Annotated in this window: 23 protein-coding genes; 7 read left to right on the top strand and 16 right to left on the bottom strand. The window is 41.8% G+C overall.

Features of this window, described 5'->3' with window-relative positions; translation table 11 throughout:
• Positions 1-7 precede the first annotated feature (7 nt).
• From ACZ43M_RS11050 to ACZ43M_RS11035, 4 genes are all read right to left on the bottom strand, one after another.
• On the bottom strand, positions 8-208 hold the full coding sequence (locus tag ACZ43M_RS11050) for a cold-shock protein (protein ID WP_042463935.1): 201 nt from the start codon (positions 206-208) through the stop codon (positions 8-10).
• Positions 209-570: 362 nt separating this feature from the next.
• Positions 571-2367, bottom strand: coding sequence for a TIGR04190 family B12-binding domain/radical SAM domain protein (locus ACZ43M_RS11045; protein ID WP_464507454.1), 1797 nt, complete (start codon positions 2365-2367; stop codon positions 571-573).
• 154 nt (positions 2368-2521) lie between these two features.
• Entirely contained in the window at positions 2522-2875 is a 354-nt protein-coding gene (locus ACZ43M_RS11040) for an ArsR/SmtB family transcription factor (protein WP_464507453.1), read from the bottom strand.
• Between the two features lie 24 nt (positions 2876-2899).
• On the bottom strand, positions 2900-4648 hold the full coding sequence (locus tag ACZ43M_RS11035; RefSeq protein WP_464507452.1) for a SulP family inorganic anion transporter: 1749 nt from the start codon (positions 4646-4648) through the stop codon (positions 2900-2902).
• 348 nt (positions 4649-4996) lie between these two features.
• Here ACZ43M_RS11035 and ACZ43M_RS11030 point away from each other — a divergent pair, with 348 nt between their 5' ends.
• Positions 4997-5791 carry a TIGR00266 family protein gene (locus tag ACZ43M_RS11030; protein WP_464507451.1) on the top strand — a complete coding sequence of 265 codons (795 nt, stop codon included), beginning with the start codon at positions 4997-4999 and terminating at the stop codon, positions 5789-5791.
• A gap of 251 nt (positions 5792-6042) precedes the next feature.
• Here ACZ43M_RS11030 and ACZ43M_RS11025 read toward each other — a convergent pair whose 3' ends face one another.
• From ACZ43M_RS11025 to ACZ43M_RS11015, 3 genes are all read right to left on the bottom strand, one after another.
• Entirely contained in the window at positions 6043-6219 is a 177-nt protein-coding gene (locus tag ACZ43M_RS11025) for a hypothetical protein (RefSeq protein ID WP_464507450.1), read from the bottom strand.
• Positions 6220-6291: 72 nt separating this feature from the next.
• Positions 6292-7734 (bottom strand): amino acid permease, encoded by a 1443-nt coding sequence (locus ACZ43M_RS11020; RefSeq protein ID WP_464507449.1) that lies wholly within the window; start codon positions 7732-7734, stop codon positions 6292-6294.
• A 491-nt stretch (positions 7735-8225) separates the two neighbouring features.
• Positions 8226-9215, bottom strand: a complete 990-nt coding sequence (locus ACZ43M_RS11015; RefSeq protein ID WP_464507448.1) for a VanW family protein — start codon at positions 9213-9215, stop codon at positions 8226-8228.
• Positions 9216-9470: 255 nt separating this feature from the next.
• On the opposite strand from ACZ43M_RS11015, the gene ACZ43M_RS11010 reads away from it, so the two are divergent.
• The 3 genes from ACZ43M_RS11010 to ACZ43M_RS11000 all read left to right on the top strand — a co-directional run bounded on the left by ACZ43M_RS11010 (position 9471) and on the right by ACZ43M_RS11000 (position 12259).
• Positions 9471-9812, top strand: coding sequence for a hypothetical protein (locus ACZ43M_RS11010; protein WP_464507447.1), 342 nt, complete (start codon positions 9471-9473; stop codon positions 9810-9812).
• Between the two features lie 216 nt (positions 9813-10028).
• Positions 10029-11201, top strand: coding sequence for a polysaccharide deacetylase family protein (locus ACZ43M_RS11005; RefSeq protein ID WP_464507446.1), 1173 nt, complete (start codon positions 10029-10031; stop codon positions 11199-11201).
• A 152-nt stretch (positions 11202-11353) separates the two neighbouring features.
• The gene (locus ACZ43M_RS11000; protein WP_464507445.1) at positions 11354-12259 is read left to right on the top strand and encodes a 4Fe-4S binding protein; all 906 of its coding nucleotides are present in this window, start codon (positions 11354-11356) and stop codon (positions 12257-12259) included.
• Positions 12260-12297: 38 nt separating this feature from the next.
• Here the strand turns inward: ACZ43M_RS11000 and aspA are convergent, their stop codons facing one another.
• Positions 12298-13725, bottom strand: a complete 1428-nt coding sequence (aspA, locus tag ACZ43M_RS10995) for an aspartate ammonia-lyase (RefSeq protein ID WP_464507444.1) — start codon at positions 13723-13725, stop codon at positions 12298-12300.
• A 392-nt stretch (positions 13726-14117) separates the two neighbouring features.
• Here aspA and ACZ43M_RS10990 point away from each other — a divergent pair, with 392 nt between their 5' ends.
• Both ACZ43M_RS10990 and ACZ43M_RS10985 read left to right on the top strand, forming a co-directional pair.
• Entirely contained in the window at positions 14118-16454 is a 2337-nt protein-coding gene (locus ACZ43M_RS10990) for a cytochrome P450 (protein ID WP_464507443.1), read from the top strand.
• A gap of 132 nt (positions 16455-16586) precedes the next feature.
• Entirely contained in the window at positions 16587-17042 is a 456-nt protein-coding gene (locus ACZ43M_RS10985) for a CBS domain-containing protein (RefSeq protein WP_464507442.1), read from the top strand.
• A gap of 47 nt (positions 17043-17089) precedes the next feature.
• Here the strand turns inward: ACZ43M_RS10985 and ACZ43M_RS10980 are convergent, their stop codons facing one another.
• The 8 genes from ACZ43M_RS10980 to ACZ43M_RS10945 all read right to left on the bottom strand — a co-directional run bounded on the left by ACZ43M_RS10980 (position 17090) and on the right by ACZ43M_RS10945 (position 23645).
• Entirely contained in the window at positions 17090-17974 is an 885-nt protein-coding gene (locus tag ACZ43M_RS10980; protein ID WP_464507441.1) for a YitT family protein, read from the bottom strand.
• 151 nt (positions 17975-18125) lie between these two features.
• Positions 18126-18968, bottom strand: a complete 843-nt coding sequence (locus ACZ43M_RS10975) for an aldo/keto reductase (protein ID WP_464507440.1) — start codon at positions 18966-18968, stop codon at positions 18126-18128.
• A 142-nt stretch (positions 18969-19110) separates the two neighbouring features.
• The gene (locus ACZ43M_RS10970) at positions 19111-19836 is read right to left on the bottom strand and encodes a sirohydrochlorin chelatase (RefSeq protein ID WP_464507439.1); all 726 of its coding nucleotides are present in this window, start codon (positions 19834-19836) and stop codon (positions 19111-19113) included.
• Between the two features lie 30 nt (positions 19837-19866).
• Positions 19867-20466, bottom strand: a complete 600-nt coding sequence (cysC, locus tag ACZ43M_RS10965) for an adenylyl-sulfate kinase (protein ID WP_464507438.1) — start codon at positions 20464-20466, stop codon at positions 19867-19869.
• Between the two features lie 11 nt (positions 20467-20477).
• Positions 20478-21626 (bottom strand): sulfate adenylyltransferase, encoded by a 1149-nt coding sequence (gene sat, locus ACZ43M_RS10960; RefSeq protein WP_464507437.1) that lies wholly within the window; start codon positions 21624-21626, stop codon positions 20478-20480.
• Position 21627: 1 nt separating this feature from the next.
• Positions 21628-22704 carry an anion permease gene (locus ACZ43M_RS10955; protein WP_464507436.1) on the bottom strand — a complete coding sequence of 359 codons (1077 nt, stop codon included), beginning with the start codon at positions 22702-22704 and terminating at the stop codon, positions 21628-21630.
• A gap of 12 nt (positions 22705-22716) precedes the next feature.
• On the bottom strand, positions 22717-23439 hold the full coding sequence (locus tag ACZ43M_RS10950; RefSeq protein ID WP_464507435.1) for a phosphoadenylyl-sulfate reductase: 723 nt from the start codon (positions 23437-23439) through the stop codon (positions 22717-22719).
• Positions 23440-23522: 83 nt separating this feature from the next.
• Positions 23523-23645: a YezD family protein gene (locus ACZ43M_RS10945; RefSeq protein WP_464508005.1), complete on the bottom strand. Its 123-nt coding sequence runs from the start codon at positions 23643-23645 to the stop codon at positions 23523-23525.
• 278 nt (positions 23646-23923) lie between these two features.
• Between ACZ43M_RS10945 and ACZ43M_RS10940 the strand changes: the two genes are divergently transcribed.
• Positions 23924-24793 carry a cation diffusion facilitator family transporter gene (locus tag ACZ43M_RS10940; RefSeq protein WP_464507434.1) on the top strand — a complete coding sequence of 290 codons (870 nt, stop codon included), beginning with the start codon at positions 23924-23926 and terminating at the stop codon, positions 24791-24793.
• Positions 24794-24812 lie beyond the last annotated feature (19 nt).

Here is a 24812-nt window from a genome sequence, read left to right as displayed (position 1 = left end):
TCAGAAATTACTTCTTTGTAACGTTAGCAGCTTGTGGTCCACGAGCTCCTTCAACAACTTCGAAAGAAACTTCTTGACCTTCTTCTAAAGTTTTGAAACCTTCTGTTTGGATTGCAGAGTAATGTACGAATACGTCGTTACCGTCTTCGCCTTCGATGAATCCGAAACCTTTTTCTGAGTTAAACCATTTAACCTTACCGTTTTTCATGAAAAAAAATCCTCCTATTGGCTAGAAACAAGCCATGTGTAAATTCACCAAATTACAACGTAGATAGCTTTACTTTCATTACCTCATCCAAACATGGTTAAAACCTTGAAGAAGCTTGTAACATAAATCTTATCTCGTGCAACGGCTGATTAAAATTTAACATTTATTTCTTATCATGTCAAGAAAGGTCTAGGCTACATAATCTGACACAATTCTACTTTAAAACTAGGATAAAGAACCGTTTATAAGCAGCATAAATTGGCCCAAAACTATGTTATTAACAGACTATAAGTTGAACAACCTTAACACAGGTCATGCGATTGTCACTATTTGTAGAAAAATATATCGAATATATCATTCTATTATTTGTGGATTTCACTTGTTGTAACAGCATTATTTCGGTCGATTTTCCCCAACCGGCATTTGATACCCTTATTAATATCCTTCACCAGTAATTCCAAACCAATAAAGGTTAGCGATGGGAAATCGGCGAACAGCTTTTTGACTTCCCATTTCAGTTCATTACTCCCGCAAATACTATGGCGGTTTATCCTCTCTACCTCTTCTTTAATCTTCGTCAATTCCACGGATTGCTCTTCTTGAGGCATTAGTGCCACTTCATCTAATTGCCGTAAGAATTGTACTGACCTTTCAATTTTATAGGCTACTTCATCATGAACTTCTTTAGAAACCAGGTTATGGTTATATTTAAATTCATTCAATCGCAATGCGGAATCATAGGTCGCCCGGACAATGTCTTCACGAGTCATTTTGTTTGTCTCATAGCTGAGCATATTCTTCCATGATGGCTGCTTCATGGTCTCGCGGAAATCTTCAAGCTTATGACAGAATTTTTTATATCCGTATTGATCCGGATGCTCAAAAGCAGGACTGCCAGGGTCAAGGAATGGAGATAATGGCGCAACGAAATACGAAATTTTGGGATTTTCACCGCATTCCTTGTGAATAATTTCACAAAAGTCAATATTACGCATTGCACTGTCATAGTCTTGATTAGGAATCCCCGTCATGAAGAATAAATCAATCTTTGCACAGCCATGTTCCAGCGCATATTGCAGCATTTCGATTACCTTTGCATTGGTGCAAGGCAGCTTGCCGTTATATTTCCGGATCTCCTCATCTGCCGATTCCAGTGTTAATTCGATACTGTATTTTGGTATCGCCTTGTCCAACATGCTAAAAAATTCTTCATCGGCATAATTGAATAATTCAAACACGATTTCATTTTTCAAATCCATTTTTTCCAAACCGCTAAGGAATTCTTCTACGTATTCCTTGCCGCCTTGGCGGATATCGTTTAACAAGAAAATCGGCGCCCGCGTGAACCGTTGGATAAACGCAATATCCTCAAGCATTTTTTTGGGGGAACGCATGACAAGTCTCTTGCGATTGCAGTTTAATTCGTAGGCATCCCTCGACCCGCCGCATATCAAGCAATTGTAGGTACATCCTTTTGAGGTAAGAATGGCGGTGTTTGGATATTGCAGCCAGCCCTTATACGGCAAGGGATCCAACAAATTAAAATACTTAAACACTGACCGTATGACGTAGCGATATCCAGGATGATTAAATTCATCTAGACTTTCAGGAACATAGGTCATATCGTTATAATGATACTGTCCGTCCCGTTTCCACGTCAGGTTTGGAATATCAAAAAAATTGTCACCCTTTGCTTCCAGCTTGTTCAACAGCATGAGAATCAATTTCTCTGTTGTATCACCGCGCATAACAAAATCAATGCATGGGTACTGTATTAATTCCTTATGAAAATAAGTGCTTGATAGGCCGCCAAACATGACGGGCGTATCCGGATGGTATTTCTTGACGATTTTGGCAAGCTCTACACTGCCATGGGCATGCGGCAGCCAATGCAAGTCAATCCCGAATGCCTTCGTTTTGATTTTCCTAAGCTTTTTTTCGACATCAAAGTTTGGGTTTAACAGCATCCTGTTGGCGATATTAATAATCTTGACCTTTAACCCATATCGCTCCAAATAATCTCCGATACTCGTCAGCCCAATGGGGTACATTTCAAATACCGGTGAAGAAGGAACCACATCGCTGATCGGACCTGTAAACAGCATCTCTTTCCTGAAATCATAAACAGTTGGAGGATGCAGCAATACTAAATCATACATAAGTCCATCACCTTCCCAAATAAATATCTTTCCATTTTCATAGTAATATAATTTTCTACAGATATAATGGGCTAAATATTACAAAAAACCGATAATTTCCAAATTATAACAATAAATCATTTTTTACCTTATAAATAGAAAAAAACCGAAGAAATTAATTCTTCGGCGCCATCGGTACTTCCTCATCTTCTTTAAATTTGTCCAATATGGTAATGGTATCGACCAAGTGATTATTAAATATTTGCCGGGCAACAGCCAGAAGTTCGATAATCATCGGATCCTTCAGTGTATAAATGACTTTATTACCCTCTTTTGTTCCAGACACAATATTCTTCGCTCGGAGAATCTGCAGCTGCTGAGAAACAGCCGAACCTTCGCTGCCGACAATGGTCTGAATTTCATTGACACTTTTTTCACCCTCCGCTAATAGCTCCAAAATTCGGATTCTCAAGGGATGAGCAAGCGCCTTAAAAAATTCCGCCTTAAATCTTTGCATTTCTAAATTCAAATCATCATCACCTTTACCTATTTGCTAAAACGTAGCGGTTAACTTTTGCTTCGTTCTTTCCACTGCCTCAGAGCCCGACAGCTTTTTACATTCCCTAAACGCAAAATGCTTACAGCCGAGGCACTTATTTTTATTAAGATGATTTAGGGCAAATTGAATGGCATCACCGGTATGCTCGAAAAAGTGGTCCTCGCCAATCATGTCATATAGACCCGTTTTTCTCAAAACCCTTTCAGGCTGTGGATTTACCCCTGATATTAATACTATACGATTTTTAGAAAACTGGCGAACAATACTCGACAAATTGGCTTCCCCGGTAGTATCCATGAACGGAACTCTGCCCATCCGTAACAAAAGGATTTTCGGCCGGTAATTGATGGTCTTCATAATGGTTTCTTCAAAGCTTAAGGCAGCGCCAAAAAATAGCGGCCCCTCAATATTAAAGATACTAATCTGCGGACAATCATGTGTATCCGTGACCATCCCTGTCTCCATTTTAGCCCGGTTATTCTGCGGGTTCGGCAATGCTTTTGCGGTTACCATGATATCGCTCATCCGCTTTACAAACAGGATTGCCGACATGACAAGGCCGACTTCTACTGCAGTTGTTAAGTTGACGAACACGGTTAGTATAAACGTGACAACCAGGACAAGTGAATCAGTAGATTTCGTTTTAAAGATATGGGCAAATACCTTCCGCTCACTCATATTCCAAGCAACCACCATTAAAATAGGTGCCATGCTGGCAAGTGGAATATAAGAGGCATATGGTGCGAAAAAGACTAATACCAGGAGCACCACGATACCGTGAAATATTCCCGATAATGGTGACACGGCTCCATTTTTTATATTCGTGGCGGTCCGCGCAATCGCTCCTGTTGCCGGAATCCCGCCAAACAATGGGGTAATCATATTGGCAAGTCCTTGACCAACCAGCTCTCGATTGCTGTTATGACGGCTATTGGTCATTCCATCAGCAACAACCGCTGACAGCAGTGACTCGATTCCGCCCAGCATCGCAATAATGAACGCCGGCTTGATCAACTTTAAAATCACGTCCATATTCACTTCAGGAATCTGGATACTCGGTAATGAATTTGGAATCTGACCATACGCAGAGCCTATGGTGGCTACTTCCCCAGGAAAAAACAGGGCTGCTACAAAGGTCGAAACAAGCAAACCAAGCAGTGGTCCAGGAACCTTCGGTGCGATTTTTGGTGTATAAATGATGGTCACCAAACAAATGACCGCTGTTATGATGCTGTAAAAATTGGTCGTACCAAGATGAACCACGATTTCCCAAATGTTTTTAATAAATTCTTCGTGTTTTTCAATCCCCTCTAATCCTAGGAAACTGGCAATCTGGCCTGTAAATATCGTGACAGCAATCCCCGCGGTAAATCCTATCGTGACGGGCCTTGGGATATATTTAATTAATGACCCCAGTTTAAATACGCCCATTAACACAAGGATGATTCCGGCCATGAACCCGGCAATTAACAGGTTTTCATAGCCGTATGTCATGACAATCCCAAATAGAATTGGGATAAAAGCACCAGTCGGACCGCCAATTTGATACTTGGATCCGCCAAATAAGGAGATGAGAATCCCGGCAACGATGGTCGTATAGATTCCATACTCTGGCTTCACTCCTGAAGCAATGGCAAAAGCCATACCAAGGGGAATCGCGATGACCCCTACAATCAGCCCTGAGAGCAGATCTTTTGGCACGCTCTTTAAAGAATATTGATGGAACCTTTTGTCAGTAAACATACTCACCCTTCTTATCTTCTTATTTTCTTATTTTGTATATCTGATTATTTGAATATATAATAATAGATATATATATTCAAGTAAAATGTTAAAAATTGTTTCATTGATATTTTATTATGGGGATGTTATAATCATCTAACGATGAGCTGAGTTGCATAAGTCGAAAAACATTCCTTAACGGAACACACTATGTGGAGTGTGGTTTTTCGCCGCAATACGCAGAAAAGGACGTCTGAACTATTCAGGCGTCCTTTTTATTTTGGATTTTTTGGTTAAAATTAGCACTTTCTTCCTATTTATTTTAAAATATAGTTGGCTTGTATTTTTAAATAGGTGGAGGTAGCTTGTATGAATAATCATGAGATTGATTACAAGATTCATGGCGATGATATGCAGTTTGTTGAGGTTGAACTTGATCCGCACGAGACGGTTGTCGCCGAAGCGGGCAGCTTTATGATGATGGATGATGACATTCAAATGGAAACGATTTTCGGTGATGGCTCCGGCGGCGGCGGAGGCGGCGGTCTGATGGGTAAGCTTTTCTCTGCGGGGAAACGAGTTCTCACTGGCGAAAGTTTATTTATGACGACCTTTACCAATGCGGGTTCCGGTAAACGTCATGTGTCGTTTGCCTCTCCATATCCAGGAAAAATCATTCCAATGGACTTGAGCCAGCTTGGCGGCAAGATCATCTGTCAAAAGGATGCGTTTCTGGCGGCTGCAAAAGGGGTTCAGGTCGGGATTGAGTTTCAACGCAAAATCGGTGTCGGCTTTTTTGGCGGCGAAGGCTTTATTATGCAAAAGCTAGAAGGCGACGGAATGGCCTTTGTTCACGCAGGTGGAACAATTACCAAAAAAGAGCTACTTCCAGGTCAAACATTGCGCGTTGATACTGGCTGTTTGGTGGCGATGACCAGCAATGTCAGCTACGATATTGAATTTGTAAAAGGAGTTAAAACTGCCTTATTTGGTGGTGAAGGTCTGTTCTTCGCAACTCTCCGCGGTCCTGGTTCCGTTTGGATTCAGTCGCTGCCGTTCAGCAGACTGGCTAGCCGCGTATTTGCGGCAGCCCCACACCGCGGCGGCGGCAAAGATGAAGGAAGCATCGCACGCGGCATATTTGACATGTTTAATGGGGACTAATTTTAGGTGGGTAAAGCAGGGTCAAGTTCATTGACCCTGCTTTTTATTTTTGTAGAATTAATGGGTAGTTGCGTAGAATTAGTCATGAATTATGTAGAATTGTTCTGGTTTTACGTAGAATTAGCCTCTAATCACGTAGAATTATCCTTCTTCTATGTAGAATTAGTCTAAATTCGTGTAGAATCCAGCACCCTTCTGATAAAGCCGAGTCTTTGTAAAGAAAAAAAGCGGCGATCATCCCATCGCCGCTTTCATTTCATCTTTAAATCATTTTGGTGCCGTTTAATGAACTGGTCACGCTCTCCGCCATCAGACAATTCTTCGGAAAATTCATGGTCTTTTTTACTGTTACCAAGAAAGTTCCCTGTCTTTAGTGAACTTGGAGGCAAATTGTTATTTGGGGCTGATTGCTCGTTCCATTTATCCATTAGAAATCACCTCATTAGTAGTATGTCCAAAAAACTATAAATCGCTTTGGTGTCGCAGCGCTTTTACAGGAATTAAATAATCATTCTCTTGTCATTTTGCAATTGGATTTCTTGCTCCTCCAAATCGCCTTTCTCGCGATTGCCCTTAATCTTAAAGTGATAAATCAGATAGCAGACGATGACAAACGGAATGCCTAGGTATAAGGCCAAGCGCTGTTCAGAGTCAAACGCTAAGCTGACAAGTACTGCAATGTTTAACGTTAAGCTAATGATCGGCAGGATTGGGAAAAGCGGGGTCTTAAATTTTAAATCCTCGACTCTTCCACCCTCGCGAATAAACTTACGGCGAAAGGCAATTTGTGAAGCTGTAATGGAGATCCAGCCAACTTGTGCACCTAAGCCAGCAACTGATAGCAGCCAAACAAAAACTGTCTCCTCTGCAAAAAATCCTGTTAATAATGACAAAAGCGCAATACCGAGGGTGATCAAAAGAGCATTAAACGGAACGCCCCGGTTATTCACTTTGGCAAGAGCAGGACTGGCCATTTTTTCTTTTGACAAGGCATAAAGCATGCGAGTTGCTGCATATAGTCCGGAGTTTCCAACCGACAGTAGCGCAGTAAGAATAACAAAGTTCATGATATCTGCCGCGTAAGGTATACCGATACTGTCAAAGACCACAACAAATGGACTCTCGATCACCCCCGCCTTTTCCATTGGGATTAACCCTGCTACTACAAAAATAGCGAGCACGAAAAAGACCATAGTGCGCCAGACAGTTTGCCTAATTGATTTTGGAATCGTCACTTCTGGTGTCTCGCTTTCCCCAGCGGCAATCCCAATTAATTCAGTACCCTGAAATGAAAAGTTTACCGCAATCATTGTAATAATAAGGGCTGAGATTCCATTTGGCAAAAGACCATATGCGGTAAAGCGGGACAGGAACGGTGCTTCTTGTCCGCCTTTTAAATCAATTAAACCAAACATGGCGGCACCGCCTAAGGCAATGAATAACAGTATCGCAATGATTTTAATGCTTGAAAACCAAAATTCGGCTTCACCGAAGGCTTTGGCAGATAGTGCATTTACTGAAAACAAGATGACTGCAAATAAAGCACTCCAAATCCACGTCGGTGTATCAGGGAACCATCTTTCCATCAACTGTCCTGCTGCCAGGAACTCTAAGGCAACGGTAACAGCCCAGCCTAACCAGTAAAGCCAGCCAAGGGCAAAGCCGGTTCCCGGGCCAATGAATTTTGTTGTATAGGTTTGAAACGATCCCGATACAGGCATGGCAACAGATAATTCTCCAAGACATAGCATCGTTAAAAACATAATAAAGCCGCCGACAATATACGATAGAATGGCTCCTGTTGGTCCTGCTTGGCTGATAGTATAACCCGAACCTAAGAAAAGGCCGGAACCGATTACCCCGCCAAGAGAAATCATAAACAGATGGCGTGCCTTCATGGTTCTTTGCAGTTCATGTGTTTCTCTGTTTTCAGGCAGATTCATTAAATTCCCCCCCTTTTTTTTAGGATGCGCTTTCATTTTTGTTTTATTAAACCTGCACAAAAAGGGGCAATTTTTCATAAAAATATTATTACATAATAGTAATTAGTTGAAGAATGGAATGAATCTGCACCAGTATCCTCCTAAATTATTGGAAAAGGCAAAGCATAAATATTCCATTTTTACCCCATACTAATTGTAAAGCCTAAATAATGAGGTGAAAAAAATGGGACTGCTCAACTCTTTTAATCAATGGAGAGAAACTCGTTATCAAAATCATCTCTCTAATATGAGAGACCAAGGCAAGTGTCCAGATTGTCAGGGACGAGGCTACACGGTTTATCCCTATAATGAATTTGCTTATTTTAATTCCTTTGAATGTCCTGGTTGCCAAGGCAGCGGTCATTATACCGACTGGGAACAATTCAGATAACAGGTTATCAGAATATAATAAAAACCCTTCATGCAAAAGCAAGCATGAAGGGTTTAAATCTTTATACAGATTTTTTCATCATTGATTTATACATTTTTGAGGTCCTGATCTCAAACGTTAACGCGCCTTTTTTATAAATAGCTTTTAACATCAGCGGCACCCCTGTTGTGTTTTTAAATCTGAAATCCAAACCTCCATAAGAAACTGTGGCATCTCTTCCTACCGGTACGTAGCCAACGTTAAGGGAATGATTGTGCCGCTCGATATAGCTTACCGGCAGCTGATCAATGGCATTAAATAAAGTGGATGACGTCTGACAAATGCCTCCCCCAATGCCATCAACCAATTCCCCGTTGATAATCTCTGGCGCTGGTTGATAGCCAGCTTCTACAGTCCTCGGTCCTACTGTACTATTAAATGAAAATGAATCGCCGTCACCCAGTATAACGTTATTTAGCGCTTCGGCGGATAATTGAATATTTTTTGATCTTCCGGCAACATTACCATTAAAACGTGTCGTAAACGATGCAACGACCACATCATCCAAACTAGAAACATCCTCCATCTTATAACCACTGGCTGTCGTGTAGAGAGGGATCTCTACATCGCCGCCCTTTGCTGATACTTGGAATAGCTTTTCTGTCAATTCTGATTCATCAAGGATAGTTTGTGGGGCCCCTTTAATTACCTGTCCATTGGCGTCAATTTTATCAAGAATCATCCGTTTATCATATCCAGGTGTATCCTTCGTCCCTCTTGCCAATTCCTTCGCCCATTTGTGAAGTTGTGCTTTATATTGATCGTTATCTTTTCCGAAACCATAATCCTTTGGTGTAAACGATTTAATAATGGTCTTATTATTTGGATCTATGATATTCACAATAACAGGTTTCTCAGCTTTCTTTTCGGCTACTATTGTCTTATCTGCCTTTTTCTGCTGAGTTTCAGTTGCTTTAACCTCTTTTTCCATCACTGTTTCCTTTGCACATCCGACCATTCCAAATAAACTGCCAGCAACCAATAGCAACAACAACTTACGACGCTTTAACATCCCCAACTGTTCCTCCGTTTTCTAGATTCCATTGCCTCTTTTTAAACATAGACGGTTGTTGTGAGGAATTAGTTTCAACGAATCTCCTAATCTATTCCATTTTCGTACGCCATGTTCCCAAAAAACATCAATATCTTCCATTTTTTTTAGCATCCAGTGTATTTTCCTATTCCATTTTACCCCGTTTAAAATGAATAAAGAAGGGAAAAAAGTCCATATTATAGGTACCAGCTAAATATATTTGGGGGTGCAGAAATGTCTGTTATTGTGTACCAGACGTTCGTTGTAAAACAGGAAAAATTTAAAGAGGCAATTGAAAATTTAAGAGAAATAAAAAAATTAAGGAAAGATAATTTTAATCATAAAGTCGAGATTTTAACACCGATTTCCGGAAATGATCATACATACGCACTCCTATCCACCTACGACGGTTTGGCAGAAATGGAATGGCAAAATAAAAAAATGTTTGACGACGAAGGTTACCTTGAGCTCATCGGACCGTTTTTTCTCGAAAATATCGTTGAAGGCAGCATGAATACGCAAATATATCGAACACTTAGCGATAAAAAAAGCAATGATAAGAAAAGTGAAAAGTGATGGTGACAAGCGTGCAAATCTCCCTTGCATGCTTATTTTATTTTTTTGATCTCAAGTTTTCGTGGCATATAGGTCCAAATCCTCATATGGTATAATAAAAGCAGAAATCCGCTCCTCACTCATCCCTTCAACATCACACTTTTCCATTCCAAAATATTTTTCCAATACAATCCCAAGATTTTTGCTCCCTAGTTTATGTAAAAAGGGGGAAATATCATGTCAGAAATCTTCATTTTACTTACCATTACTGTATTTGCGTTATTTTTAGTCTTAGGTGTTATGTCCCACTATAAAAAAACGGGCGGGAAGTGGATTTACTTTACTTTATCAGGGCTCAGTCTGATCACAGTTGTGTTTATGCTATTCTATCTTAACCAGGATACAGCCGTTATCAGCAAGGAACTCTCTAGTAAACCGCCAAAGACAGAAGCGCCTGCTCCCGCTGACGGAAATAATGACGAAAAGCCAAATGAGGAGCTGCCTCCAGAAGAAGAAAAGCCAGTGGATGAGAAACCAGCTGATGAAAAACCTGAACCGCAAAAGCCAGCGCCAGCCCAACCTGAAAAAATTACGGTTCCTGAAAATGGGTCATTAGATTACAAGGTTGTTAAGGGAGATACGCTTTGGTCAATTAGCAGCAGAGCACAAGTAACGGTAGATAAAATCAAGCAATGGAATGGGCTGAAAACAGATACAATTATTGTCGGTCAAATCTTGAGAATTTATGGAAAAAATGCCGAGCCGGCACCACCAAAAGAACCACCTAAAGAGGAAAAACCACCAGCCACTGCCTCTTCTATCCTTATTTCAAGCGGCAGCCAGCAAAAAAAGGAAATTGCCTTTACCTTTGATGCTGGAAGCGATGCTGTTGGGATCAAAATTTTAGACGTATTAAAAAAGCATAATATCAAATCTACATTCTTCTTAACTGGAAAGTGGGTTGAAAAGTTTCCTGACTATGCCAAGAGAATCGTTGCTGATGGCCACGAAATCGGCAACCATTCCTATTCCCACCCCGACGCGGTCAAGACAACAGCCACTGCTTTTAAACAGGATATTCTAAAGGCTGAGCAAATCATTAAGAATATAACCGGAGTTTCACCTCAGCCCTATTTTCGATTTCCATACGGCTCCTATAATGCTTCAGCATTGAAAACCGTTGGTGAAGCCGGCTATCCCTACAGCATCCAATGGTCGCTAGATAGTATTGACTGGCGCCAGCCAACAATGGAGGAACTCATTTCCCGCATCGAAGCCGGGGCAAGCAATGGCGACATTATTCTCATGCATATCGGCGGCATCAATACACCGGATGCGGTGGATCAGGTTATTCCCAAACTGAAAGCGATGGGATATGAAATAGTTCCCTTAAGTGAACTCCTTCATTAGTTCTAATTTATAGTCAAATCCAAACAAAAGGCGTGCTCCATGTAGTGCATGCTTTTTGTTTGCCCAAATTGTTAGGAAATTGTTATAAAGCTTTATGATTTACCTATTCTTACCGAGTTAAAATGAAGAGAGAATGCAAAGAAGGTGAAAAAATGTCGTTAGTGATGAATTGGCTGGAAGGCCTTAGCTATGAAGTAAAGGCGGCAGACCATTGTTTGAGAAACTTTAGCCCTTTCAGTACCTGTACACTCTGTAAAGATAGCTGTGAGGTACAGGCTATTTCCTATAGTAACAGAATTCCAATCATGAATAATCAAAGCTGTGACCTTTGCGGCCGCTGCGTCACACTTTGCCCCGTTCAGGCAATTGAGGGGCGATCCCCTTCCAGAAAAATAATCAACAAAATATTAATCTTGGATGATGGACCATTGCCAACGGTAAACGAATTATTACGCCTGCATACTCATGAAATAAGAAATTTATATATCACAGTACCTAACCAGCAACTGTTGAATATCGTTAAGGAGACGAATATCCTGCTAATCCAAATGAAAGAGTCCCCTTTCGAAATAAGTAAAACGGAAGACTCGAAAAACCTGGAGCAGGCAAAACTTTCAAGGAGGGAATTTTTCAATAAGCTCTCTTTTGAAAGCAAGAAACTGGCGGCCGCCACGATAACACCGGTCAAATGGCGGCAGAATCATGGGGAATTCAGACGGAGTGATTTGTTTCCCGACTGGGCATTTACTACGATAGAACTGAATCAAGAGAAATGCACATTATGTGAAGCATGCTTTCGGCTTTGCCCTGAAGAAGTTTTTTCAATCCAAGAGGGAAAACTTAATGTAATCACTGGAAAATGTACTGGTTGTTCACTCTGTGTTGATGTTTGTCACTATGATGGTATAAAGATTGAACCAAATGTTTGCGAAGCCAGAACAGTGAGCATACCTATTAGAAAAAGTAAATGCAAAACCTGCGGTGACTCTTTCTTGTCATGGAAGGAAGAAGAAAGCTGTTTTATTTGTAATAGCCGGAAAGCGAATCATTATTTATAATGCAAAAAAGCGAACAGTTGAACTGTTCGCTTTTTGTTTTAATCTCTTTCCAATAGGGAAGCACCGGCAATACCAGGCTTTGTCATTTCGTAAATATTAAGGATTAGATCAAGCTCTTCTTCGCTTAACACATCATATTTAAGACATAACTCGCGAACAGATTTGCCAGTTATCGTTGCTTCCCGGGCTATTCTTGCCGCAACTTCGTAGCCCAGATGTGGATTTACGGCCGTGATAATCCCGACGCTTTTTTCCACGTACTCTTTTAATCTCGCTTCATTTGCCTCGATTCCCTTTAAGCAATAATCGGTAAATGAGCGGAAGCCGTTATTCATGATACTAATTGACTGAAGCAAATTAAATACTAGCACCGGCTCCATAACGTTAAGTTCCAACTGGCCAGCTTCAGAGGCTAAACAGATAGTATGATCATTTCCAATCACTTGGAAAGCGATTTGGTTAATCATCTCCGGCATGACCGGATTTACTTTACCTGGCATGATCGAAGATCCAGGCTGCCTCGCAGGCAGTGTAATCTCCCCTAACCCTGCACGTGGACCGGAAGCCATTAAGCGAATATCATTAGCGATTTTCGACATATTCATCATACAAACTTTCAATGCTGCCGAAACTTCCGTATACGCATCTGTGTTTTGAGTGGCATCAACTAAATGTTCGGCATTCACCAAAGGAAGGCCGCTGATTTGGGCCAATTGTTTTACCACATCTTTAATATAGTTTGGATCGGCATTCAGTCCTGTTCCAACAGCAGTTGCCCCCATATTCACTTCATACAAATGGGACCTCGATTGCTTAATCCGTTTGATATCCCGGGCGAGAACCCGTGAATACGCTTCAAATTCCTGGCCAAGGCGAATTGGAACAGCATCCTGAAGATGGGTACGCCCCATTTTTATAACTTTTTCAAACTGCTTCGCTTTTTCCTTGAAAACGGTCTCCATTTCTTCCATCGTCACCAACAATTTCTCCAACGATTTCAGAGAAGCAATATGAATTGCTGTAGGAAACACGTCATTGGTCGATTGTGACATATTCACATGACTGTTAGGGCTTAGATGTTTATATTCACCTTTTTGATGTCCTAACAATTCCAATGCCCGGTTTGCAATGATCTCATTGGCATTCATGTTCATTGACGTTCCGGCGCCACCCTGGATAGGGTCCACGATAAAATGTTCATGCCATTTTCCGGTGATCATTTCATCTGCGGCCTGAACCATTTTTTCACCAAGTCCGCTATATAAACGCTTTGTATTCATATTTGCAATAGCTGCCGCTTTCTTAACCATTGCCAATGCAATAATTAATTCCTTATGAACGCGATAGCCGGTAATGGGGAAGTTTTCAACCGCTCTCAAGGTTTGAATCCCGTAATAGGCATCAAACGGTATCTCTTTGGTTCCCAAAAAATCCTGCTCCACTCTTGTTTTGTCCGCTACCAACATGTCTCCCACCTCTAATTAAGATGAATTCCCTTACAACTGAATCATACCAGTTCGTCCAACTACTGTCTCCTATTTCCACTGTTAATTCATTATTTATACAAAACAACTATAGGATAATTCTTTTAAAATAATAATTCAACCTTGAAAATGCACATAGTAGTTATGAACCCAAGCCAGCATCCTTCTGTAATATTATAACACCAGTATGAAAACGTTTTCAGTAATTCTAGCGATTTTCAAGAGATTTCGACTATATCAACGCAAGAAGTTTGTAGAAATTTGTCAGAATTTTTAATTTTATATGTCTTTATCTTTCCAATTTGTTAATGTTATAATCTAGTAAAATATTATTTTAAAATTATAAAAAAAGGAAAGGTAGGTTCAAATTTATAATGGCTACTACTGAAACTGTGGCAATCCCCCAGCCCAAAACGTATGGGCCCCTTGGCAATATGCCCTTGCTTGACAAGGAAGCGCCAACACTTTCACTATGGAAAATCGCTGAAAAGTATGGACCTATTTTTCGCATGGAGTTCTTCGGCGGTTTTTCTACAGTCTTTATCTCCGGGGAAAAATGGGCTGCTGAGGTTTTGAATAACCCTAAATTTGATAAGAGCCTTCTTGGCGGTTTGCATCAGGTGCGTACATTCGCTGGAGATGGACTATTTACAGGTAAAACCAATGAGCCTAACTGGCAAAAAGCACATAATATCCTGATGCCTGCATTCAGCCTATCGGCCATGAAGGGATACCATTCGATGATGGTAGAAATTGCCCTGCAGTTGGTGCAAAAATGGGCACGCCTGAATCCTAATCAGAGCATTGATGTACCCGATAATATGACCAGGCTGACACTCGATACGATTGGCTTATGCGGTTTTAATTATCGGTTTAACAGCTTCTATAAGGAATCTCATGATCCGTTTATCGTCAATATGGTGAATGCCCTTGACGAGGCGATGCATAAAGGAACGCGTCTGCCGATTCAAGAAAAATTGATGGTGAAAAAAAGACAGGATTTTGAAAAGAATGTTCAAGAAATGTTTGCTCTTGTGGATAAATTAATTGCGGAGCGGAAAGAACGCGGGGACCAAGGAGAAACAGACCTGCTTGCCCGAATGCTGAGTGTCAAGGATCCGCAAACAGGAGAAATGCTTGACGATGAGAATATCAGATTTCAGATTATTACTTTCCTGATTGCCGGTCATGAAACAACAAGCGGATTACTTTCCTTTACTCTTTACCTGTTATTAAAACATCCAGAGGTTCTAAAAAAAGCCTATGAAGAAGTCGATACCGTGCTAACTAGCACGATTCCAACCTATAAACAAGTGCTTCAACTTAAATATATTAAAATGATACTAAATGAAGCATTGCGCTTATATCCGACCGCACCGCAATTTACACTTTATGCGAAAGAAGATATGGTGCTTGGCGGTAAATACAAGATTAACAAGAAGCAGAATGTGGCCATTCTCCTGCCACAGCTCCATCGCGACAAAGAGGCATGGGGAGAAGACGCAGAGGAGTTCCGTCCGGAGCGATTTAGTGATCCTAAAAAAATACCGCATAATGCCTATAAGCCTTTTGGAAATGGACAGAGAGCATGCATTGGAATGCAGTTCGCCTTGCACGAAGCCACATTGTTAATCGGAATGATTCTGCAGAATTTCAAGCTGATCGATCATAGTAACTATCAATTGAAAATTAAACAAACAATGACGTTGAAACCCGGTAATTTTTCAATAAGAGTAGAATTGCGTGATAAAAAAATCTTGGATCCCTTTGCTTCGCTAGCAGAAACCCAATCTACTTCCAGCTTGGATTTGGGTAAGCTTGAAAATGTCGAATTCACAGGCGGCAACAATACTCCCTTGCTTATTCTTTACGGTTCCAATATGGGGACAGCGGAAGGAATTGCAAAGGATTTAGCAGCGAGCGTCCGGTTTAAAGGTTTTAGGAGTGAAATCGCCCCGCTCGATGGATACGTTGGCGTATTACCCAAAGATGGAGCCGTATTAATTGTTACCTCCTCCTATAACGGAAATCCGCCGAAAAATGCCCGAAAATTCGTCAGATGGCTGAAGGAAGCTGAAGGCATTTCCCTAGAAGGCGTTCGTTATGCCGTATTTGGCTGCGGGGACACAAACTGGGCGAGCACCTACCAAAGTGTCCCGAATTTCATTGACGAAAAACTCGCCGAAAACGGTGCAATTAGAATAGCACCAAAGGGTCAGGGTGATGCAAGCAGCGATTTTGACCATCAATTTGAAGAATGGCACGGGCAATTATGGCCAAATATTATCGATGCTTTTGGGCTGCAAACTGTAGAAAACCAGGAAACCACACAACAACAAAGCTCTACTGAGGTTGTCGATCGTGTTCTCGGGCGATTTGGTTTAGACAAGAACACACAAGTTATCCTTGATGATCACCATGAAAATGCAACAGAACTGAAAAAGGACTTCTCAGTTCACATGTACGATTTACTAAACTTAAGACTAAATGCTCAGGAAGCTGTTACCCGCGAGCAGCTGCAGGAGCTGGCAAAGTACACAGTTTGTCCGCCTCACAAAATGGAACTCGAGGCCCTTTTAGAAGAAGAAGCATATCAAACAAATGTGATAGAAAAAAAAATCACCATGCTTGATTTACTAGAAAAGTACCCTGCCTGCCAAATTCCGTTTGAGAAATTTCTTGGACTGTTATCACCAGTCAAAGTCCATTAGAAAACAAAAGTAGACTGATCTCTAAGTTGTTCATAGCAGCTTTTGTGGTCAGTTCTTTTTTGTTATTTAAAAAATTTAGTATAATTATATTACTAACATTTTTTAAATGGGTCACCAAAGGAGAGTTTAGACATGCAAGCACATGAGATGATGATTAGCCCAGTTCACAAAGTGAAAGATAGTGACCTGGTCAGCGCGGTGATTGAAAAATTTATAAAGTACCGAATCAGCGGACTGCCTGTAGTGAATGACAGAAATGAGGTTGTGGCTTTTGTCAGTGATGGCGACATCATGCGATATATCGGTAAACATAAAGACAAAGTCGTAGACAATTTCTACTATACTTTTGTCATAAAAGGCGATCATGAGGAATTCGAAGAGCGGGAAAAACGCTTATTAAATTTAAATGTGATGGAAATTGCCAAGAAGCGCGTTTATAAGGTGGATTGGAATGAAAACGTCGAGGATATTGCGGCCATCTTGGGGAATCGGCAAATCAAAAAGGTCCCGGTTGAACGTAACGGGGTATTGGTTGGTATCATAAGCCGCGGTGACGTGATAAGAAATTCCTTTAAGGCATTGCTTTAATCTAATAAAAAAGGATCTGTTTGTGCAGATCCTTTTGTGTATAAACTTTAATGAATATCCCGCTTTTTGAAACGGCCGCCGCGGACTTCCGAAATATCCGCAATCGCCAGAAATGCCGTCGGGTCAATTTCTTCGACAATCGTGGTCAATTTAGATTCCTCAAGTCTGGTAATGACACTGAAAATAACCTTCTTATTATCTCCAGTATAGGCACCCATACCTTTCAAATAAGTTACTCCCCGGCCAAGTCGGGCATTTACCGCATCACCAATTTTTTCTGCATCATCACTGATAATCCAGACAGATTTGGATTCCTCCAGCCCCGCGACAACGGTGTCAATCGCCTTTGAGGCAATCACATAAGCTAACAGCGAGTACATGGCCCGGTCCCAGCTAAAGACGAATCCGGCTGCCCCTAAAATAAACAGGTTGATAAACATAATAATTTGTCCGACAGAAAACGGGACTTTTTTATTGATGACAATGGCCAGAATCTCCGTTCCATCCAAAGCTCCGCCATTGCGAATAACAAGACCGACCCCTATTCCTAAAATCATCCCGCCAAATACGGTGGCCAGAAGAATATCTTCGGTAAATGGTGGAATCGGGTGAAAAAATGAAGTAAAAATAGATAAAACAATAATGCCGTATACAGTGGAGAAAGCAAAGGTTTTCCCCATCTGTTTATAACCCATGTAAACAAACGGCAAGTTTAGCAGGAACAGAAAGATTCCCAGTTTCCAACCAGAAATATGCGATAGCATAATAGAAATACCGGTGATTCCCCCATCAATAACGTGGTTGGGAACTAGGAATATTTCCAGTCCTGTCGCCATCATGATTGCTCCGATGGTAATAGCCACAATTCTAAAAATAATCCGGGTAAAAGGTAGTCTGCGGTGTTGAATAGCGGAATTGGCAACGTCTGTCATCCAATCACTCCTTTACAATATATATGTTGTCCAAATTTAAAAGATATTTTTATTATATCATTTTCATTCAAAAAGGTGAACCTTAGTTCATGTTTTATTTTAATTTAAAATAGCGAACAGCCGCCCTTATTGACTGTCCGCTCTGTACCATTTATTCAGTAAAACCAGCCATAAACTCATCCGGATTTGGACCTGTACGCTCATCTTTATTTAAAGCATTTAATCTTTCCATATCTTCAGAAGTAAGCTCGAAATCAAATACATCCGCATTTTCAATGATTCGCTGTTCTTTAATGGATTTTGGAATCGTTACTACTTTATTTTGCAAATCCCAGCGCAGAATAATTTGGGCAGTTGTCTTCCCGTATTTTTCTGCTATTTCGGAAATGGTTGGTTCATTCAATAATTGCCCTTGCTTAAGTGGTGACCATGCTTCAAGCTGAATCCCTTCCCGCTGGCAATAGGCCAGTAAATCCCTTTGTGCCAAGTGTGGATGATACTCTACTTGGTTCACCATTGGCTTGATTTCTGCATCTTTAAGCAAATCCTCCAAATGATGGATATGAAAGTTGCTTACACCAATGGCCCGGACTCGTCCATCTTTGTACAGTTTTTCAAGTGCTCTCCAAGTGTCTTTAAATTTATCTTTTCCTGGCCAGTGAATGAGGTATAAGTCCAAGTATTCAAGCCCTAGTTTCTTTAAGCTTGTTTCATAAGCCTGAAGGGTGGTTTCATAACCTTGGTCAGAATTCCAAACCTTTGAGGTAACGAAAATTTCTTCTCTTTGAACCCCGGATTCCCTAATGCCTTGCCCAACGCCTTCTTCATTTTGGTAAACTGCAGCTGTATCAATGCTGCGATAGCCGTTTTTAAGCGCGGCCTTAACTGAATCAATAACCTCGGAGCCTTCTTTTACTTTAAAAACCCCAAGGCCGAACCATGGCATTTCCACGCCGTTATGTAATTTTGTACTATCTGTTAAACTTTTTGGCATTTTGCTTCTCCTTTCAAAAATAGAATAACCGAATCTAGTATTCCTGACTCGCCCAATGAAAATACTACATTAAAATAAAGAAATGTTCCATTCAGATACACTTAAACAAGCAAAAAAACACCCTATGAGTGTTTTTTCATGTTTATGCCTCTGTTGCCCGTTTAACAATTAGGTTTTCAATCACTTTATGCTTACTGAGCTGTCCGGTATGAATGATTGGCTGGCCGTGAGCTTGCCTCTGGCCTACCTTTTGATTTATTTCGGAAAGCAGCAGTCCGGAAAATAATAAATACGGGACCACAATCACCCTCCCGCTGGCTTGTTGCGACATCAACTCCAAACCCTCGTCAAACTTAGGCTGTGCGGCTGCAAGATAACATACTGATACAAGTGATGTCCCGAGACGCTCCTTCATTCCTTCGCCAATCTCGGCGAAGGCTTTATGGATGCTTGGATCACTGCTGCCCCTGCCGACGATAAGAATTGAGTCCCTTTGGGAAAGGTCCCCCGCCGTATTTAAAATGAGTTCAGCAAGACCATCCAGCAGTAGCCCTTGGACACCAAAAGGGTCCTTTATTTTAACGGTAACTTCAGGATACTGTTTCTTTAGTACATCCAACGCTTCCGGTATATCCTTTTTAATATGACCGGCAGCCAGCAAAAAGATGGGAACGACCGTGATTTCCGTTGCTCCTTTTTCGACACACCTGTTAAAACCTTGTGCAATCGACGGTTCCGTCAATTCTAGAAAACTAAGCTCCTGGATTGGAATAGGAATTCGCTCCATCACCCGATGGACAAAAGCCCTCGCTTCCTCTGCTCCTTGGTTTGAACGAGTTCCATGGCCGATGTAAAGAATCGCTTTCATAACGGCTGCCCCCTTTTTGCTTTACCTAATCTAAATGATATTTTGTTCACGCAAATAATTTAACACTTGTTGTACCGCCTCGGCAACAGTAACCTGGTCAGAATGAACCGTTAATTCCGGTCCTTCCGGTGCTTCATACGGGGAATCAATCCCCGTGAAATCCTTGATTTCGCCGCGGCGTGCTTTTGCATAGAGCTGTTTTGGGTCTCGGCGTTCGCACTCAGCAATCGGGCAGTCAACGAAGATTTCGATAAACTCCCCTTCCTCGAACAATGCGCGTACCCCATCGCGATCGGAGCGAAACGGAGATATGAATGCTGTTGTCACAATTTTACCACTGTCAACAAACAGCTTCGCCACTTCCCCTATCCTCCGAATGTTCTCTGTCCGGTCATGGTCCGAAAAACCAAGGTCCTTATTTAAGCCATGGCGGATATTATCCCCATCAAGCACATATTCATTAATTCCCAGCCGGTACAATTCATGTGAAACAGCATTGGCAATCGTTGATTTTCCGGAACCGGATAACCCGGTAAACCAAAGTGTACAGCTTCCGTGTCCATTTTGAATCCTGCGCTCTGATTTCGTAATCGTTGTATCATGCCAGGTAATATTCGTTGCTTTTCCCATCTTGAGTCTCCTTACACAGTAGTTTTCTCTCTCATGCCTTCAATTAATACTTCCACAACCTCTTTGCGGCTGAAGGTCGACGGCGGCAATACACCAGAACGAAGCATCTCCCTCACCTTAGTTCCGGAAAGGATGACCCGGTCCTCTTTGCCATGCGGGCAGGTTTTATCCGAAGCCATCCCATCGCACTTACTGCAATAAAAGCTGTGTTCAAAGAACAGCGGCTTAATGCCTAGTTCCTCTTCTGTAAAATGGCTGAAAATATGCTGAGCATCATAGGTCCCGTAATAGTTCCCCACCCCGGCATGGTCCCTGCCGACAATAAAATGGGTGCAGCCAAAGTTTTTCCGGGCAATTGCATGGAAAATGGCCTCTCTTGGTCCGGCATAACGCATCGCTGCTGGATAGACCCCAAGCTGGACCCGGTCTTTCGGATAGTAGTTTTCCAAGAGTACCCGGTAGCTTTTTAACCGGACATCTGCAGGCACATCATCCGATTTTGTTTCGCCGACTAATGGGTTCACAAACAAACCGTCGACTGTTTCGAGCGCCGCTTTTTGAATGTATTCATGGGCACGATGAATCGGATTTCTCGTTTGAAAACCAACCACTGTTTTCCAGCCTTTTGCTTCAAAAAGTTCCCTTGTTTCCTTTGGCTCAAACCATACATCGCCAAATACGCCTTTTTCCAATTTTTTCACTAATGTAATCTCTCCTGCCACATATACAGGTCCACGTTCAAACAAACGTTTCACACCAGGGTGCGCTAATTCATCCGTTTTGTAAACCTCAAGTGCTTCCCTTGTAAGGTCCGGTTCGTACCATTCGGAAACCTTGAGAACACCATAAACTTCATTATTATGGCTGAGCTTGACTTCCTCTCCGACCACCAAAGAATTGGCTGCTTCATAGGAAACAGGCAGGGTTACCGGAATTGACCAAACAGCTCCATTGGCCAAGCGCATCGTGCCCACCACAGATTCGTAATCTTTCTGTCCAAGAAAACCGGTTAACGGACTGAACAAGCCAATCCCGATTAATTCCAAATCACTTAAAGCGACTGAATCAATGATAATTTCTTTACTGATTGAAGTAATATCGTAATTAGGGTCAAAAGCCTGAACAAGCTCTCCTCCGTGTGGTTTTGGTAAAAATGACATGTTAATCAACCTTTCTTATTAATTCTTTTGTATAATTCGTCTCATTGACGGCTGTTCTTTTCATGAGGTTCAGGACGCCAAATACGGAGATTAGCACGCCTGCCATCACAATGATCGGGTAAAAATTTTGAACAATCACCAGTTGAATAATCGTATATGATAGGACCATTGATAAAACAGGGGAAACGAGCCAAACCGTAAGCAATTGAACAACAATATCCTTTTTCAGAACCGCTTTGCCATGTTTGGCAAAGCCGATCCCGATAATGGAAGAAGTCGTAATTTGCGTGAGCGGCACCGGAATACCGAATAACGATGCTGCCGTAACAATGCTTGCGCCTGTTCCGGAGATAACACAGCCTTCTTCCAAACGTAAGGAGGTGATTTTTTTTCCATTGGTTTCAATCACCCGGTGTCCCAGCAGACAAGCACCCGCTGCAACAGCCAACCCGCCCCAGAGTACACCGCTTTCCTTTGTCATTAAAGCGGCTGCGACAAGCGGCCCTACTGCGTTAGCTACATTGTTCATCCCAGCTGAGAAGGCCTCAAACAATCCCATCACCACGATCAAAACGGCCAGGATTGAGGCAGCCTTGCGATGCACCAATATTGATTGCACAGCTTTGATTTTTAAAAGATAGGTGGCAATAATCGCCATGATAAAGGCGGCAAATGGTGTAAGCAGCCAAAATACCATAATCCATAACAGCTTGCCGACGAACACAGATTGATAAACAATCCCAGCGCCGACAACAGCTCCGACGGCCACTTCACTAGTGGACAATGGAATCCCAAAAATATTGGCCAGAAATAAGGACAAGGCTGCCGAAGCTAACACGATTAATGCAATGGCATTTGAAAAGGTGCTCTCTGGAACAATGCCGCTGCCAATCGTCTTTACTACCTCGCCGCCGCCTAACCACGCCCCGAGAAATACAGCGATACCACAGAGAAATAAAGCCAGTTGCTTCTTCACCACTCCGGCGCCATAGGAAATTCCCATCGAGGCCGCCGCCCCGCTGGCGCCGATATTAATAGCAAAGAACAGACCGATTGTAATTGCGATGACGGTAATCAAGGAATCCCCTCCTTATGAAGTATGCAAGCCGCACTCTGTCTTACTGCTTCCGCTCCAGCGTCCGGCACGGGAGTCCCCATCTGCTCCGACCGCCTGGGTACACGGGAAGCAGCCGATACTCGGGTAATTTCGATCATGCAATTCGTTGTATGGGAGGTCATGTTCCCTGATATATTGCCAAACTTCCTCCCAGGACCAATGAATGAGCGGGCATATTTTAATATTGTTAAATTTTTCATCCTTGTTGATGAATTGGGTATCCTTACGCGTTGGCGATTGATCCCGCCGCAGACCAGAAATCCATGCCTCCTTTGCCGTCAACGTCTCCCTTAACGGCACGACCTTTCTGATATGACAGCATTGGTTTGGGTCACGCTTCCATAACGCTGAGCCGTATTGGGCCGCTTGTTCATCCAATGTCAAGGCGGGTTTCTTCATTTCGATTTGCAAGGAAGGAAACCGCTTTTGGACTTTTTTAATAACTTCATAGGTTTCTAGAAAGTGCAGGTCGGTATCCAAGAAGACAATATGGGCATCATGTTTCACTTGGCGAATCAGGTCAATTAACACAATCGCCTCCGCCCCAAAGCTTGAGGCATAGACAATCTTTCCTTCATCGTATTGTTTATAGGCCCAGTCCAACACAGCAAGGGCTCCTTTTGTCTCATCCCCGGACGAAAAGTTATCCGTTATTTGCTGCCAATTTTGGTATGTTATCGTATTTGTCAATGTCATTAACCTCCTATCGCCTATAAAAAAAGGCAGTCTTCCACCTTTACTGGTGAGAGACCGCCTCTAGTTTGTCTAGTCAGCGAGTTTTATAGTTTTTTAAGACGAACCTTTTCATTTTTCTCAATTTGTATGACTTTACCGTCTTGGACAACGAGAGTGATCGATCCGAATTTGATCGATTCAAGCATTCTCTTAAGATGATCAGCAATTTCTTGCCAGTCTTCTGGAGTTTTCAGCCGATTCGCCCCCCTTTTCGAAAAACTAAATTGTTAATTAATCCTATTATACCGATAGGAATTTGTCAATAACCATTGTATAAATAATTACAAATTTTCATCCTATAAGAATATAGACAATAAGTTTTTCCCAATAGAAACTTTTTTTACTTCTACAATAATTTTAATAATAGACTAAAAAGGTTGCTCTAGACCCACTAGGTAGTAGATTGCTAAGATAGTAAAGGTATTAGATGTTGGGGGAAAAACCTATGGAACAAGAAAAGTATTTGGAATTAAAAAAGGGCGAACAAGGGGCCATTATTAGTATACTGGCATACCTTTGTTTATCCGCTCTTAAGCTCACTGTGGGGTTTATGACAAATTCTGAAGCATTAAAAGCGGATGGGCTAAATAACACCACTGACGTCATTGCCTCAATTGTTGTGTTAATCGGCTTAAGATTATCGCAAAAACCAGCTGATAAAGACCACCCATACGGACATTGGAAAGCGGAAAGTGTCGCATCAATGGTTTCTTCTTTTATCATGTTAGTCGTTGGGTTTGAAGTTTTGTACACAGCAATAACCACGATAATAAATGGGAAAAGTGCATCTCCCGACCCTATATCCGCCATTACAGGCTTGGTTTGTGCAGTCGTGATGTATTTCGTCTACCGTCATAATCGAAAGCTTGCGGCACAAATTAACAGCCAGGCTGTCATGGCAGCAGCTAAAGATAATCTATCCGACGCCTGGGTTAGTATTGGGACGGCGATTGGCATTATCGGTGCCCAATTTAATCTCCCTTGGCTAGACCCACTTACCGCGATCATTGTAGGTTTGCTAATTTGTAACACAGCGTGGGATATTTTCCGTTCTGCTTCACATAGTTTGACAGATGGATTTGATGTAAGGGAGATGTATTCGTTTAAAAATACGATTGAGGGAATTCCAGGGGTCAAAGGCATTAAGGACCTGAAAGCAAGGAATTATGGAAACAGCGCCGTTGTAGATGTCGTCATTCTGGTCAATTCGACCTTAAATATTCGGGAAGCACACGATGTTGCCACAAAAGTGGAAAATGCCCTAATTAAAAAACATGAAGTATTCGATGTCCATGTGCATGTGGAACCGAATTAACAGCTAAAGCGGAGAATCT

Source organism: Neobacillus sp. B24, from assembly GCF_055381825.1.
The sequence above is the reverse complement of the archived record's forward strand: the minus strand, read 5'-3'. Positions and strand labels throughout refer to the sequence as shown.

Coding starts and splice junctions, on each gene's coding strand:
- ACZ43M_RS11050 (WP_042463935.1), bottom strand. CDS start 208: ATGAAAAACGGTAAGGTTAAATGGTTTAACTCAGAAAAAGGTTTCGGA.
- ACZ43M_RS11045 (WP_464507454.1), bottom strand. CDS start 2,367: ATGTATGATTTAGTATTGCTGCATCCTCCAACTGTTTATGATTTCAGG.
- ACZ43M_RS11035 (WP_464507452.1), bottom strand. CDS start 4,648: ATGTTTACTGACAAAAGGTTCCATCAATATTCTTTAAAGAGCGTGCCA.
- ACZ43M_RS11030 (WP_464507451.1), top strand. CDS start 4,997: ATGAATAATCATGAGATTGATTACAAGATTCATGGCGATGATATGCAG.
- ACZ43M_RS11025 (WP_464507450.1), bottom strand. CDS start 6,219: ATGGATAAATGGAACGAGCAATCAGCCCCAAATAACAATTTGCCTCCA.
- ACZ43M_RS11020 (WP_464507449.1), bottom strand. CDS start 7,734: ATGAATCTGCCTGAAAACAGAGAAACACATGAACTGCAAAGAACCATG.
- ACZ43M_RS11015 (WP_464507448.1), bottom strand. CDS start 9,215: ATGTTAAAGCGTCGTAAGTTGTTGTTGCTATTGGTTGCTGGCAGTTTA.
- ACZ43M_RS11010 (WP_464507447.1), top strand. CDS start 9,471: ATGTCTGTTATTGTGTACCAGACGTTCGTTGTAAAACAGGAAAAATTT.
- ACZ43M_RS11005 (WP_464507446.1), top strand. CDS start 10,029: ATGTCAGAAATCTTCATTTTACTTACCATTACTGTATTTGCGTTATTT.
- ACZ43M_RS11000 (WP_464507445.1), top strand. CDS start 11,354: ATGTCGTTAGTGATGAATTGGCTGGAAGGCCTTAGCTATGAAGTAAAG.
- aspA (WP_464507444.1), bottom strand. CDS start 13,725: ATGTTGGTAGCGGACAAAACAAGAGTGGAGCAGGATTTTTTGGGAACC.
- ACZ43M_RS10990 (WP_464507443.1), top strand. CDS start 14,118: ATGGCTACTACTGAAACTGTGGCAATCCCCCAGCCCAAAACGTATGGG.
- ACZ43M_RS10985 (WP_464507442.1), top strand. CDS start 16,587: ATGCAAGCACATGAGATGATGATTAGCCCAGTTCACAAAGTGAAAGAT.
- ACZ43M_RS10980 (WP_464507441.1), bottom strand. CDS start 17,974: ATGACAGACGTTGCCAATTCCGCTATTCAACACCGCAGACTACCTTTT.
- ACZ43M_RS10975 (WP_464507440.1), bottom strand. CDS start 18,968: ATGCCAAAAAGTTTAACAGATAGTACAAAATTACATAACGGCGTGGAA.
- ACZ43M_RS10970 (WP_464507439.1), bottom strand. CDS start 19,836: ATGAAAGCGATTCTTTACATCGGCCATGGAACTCGTTCAAACCAAGGA.
- cysC (WP_464507438.1), bottom strand. CDS start 20,466: ATGGGAAAAGCAACGAATATTACCTGGCATGATACAACGATTACGAAA.
- sat (WP_464507437.1), bottom strand. CDS start 21,626: ATGTCATTTTTACCAAAACCACACGGAGGAGAGCTTGTTCAGGCTTTT.
- ACZ43M_RS10950 (WP_464507435.1), bottom strand. CDS start 23,439: ATGACATTGACAAATACGATAACATACCAAAATTGGCAGCAAATAACG.
- ACZ43M_RS10940 (WP_464507434.1), top strand. CDS start 23,924: ATGGAACAAGAAAAGTATTTGGAATTAAAAAAGGGCGAACAAGGGGCC.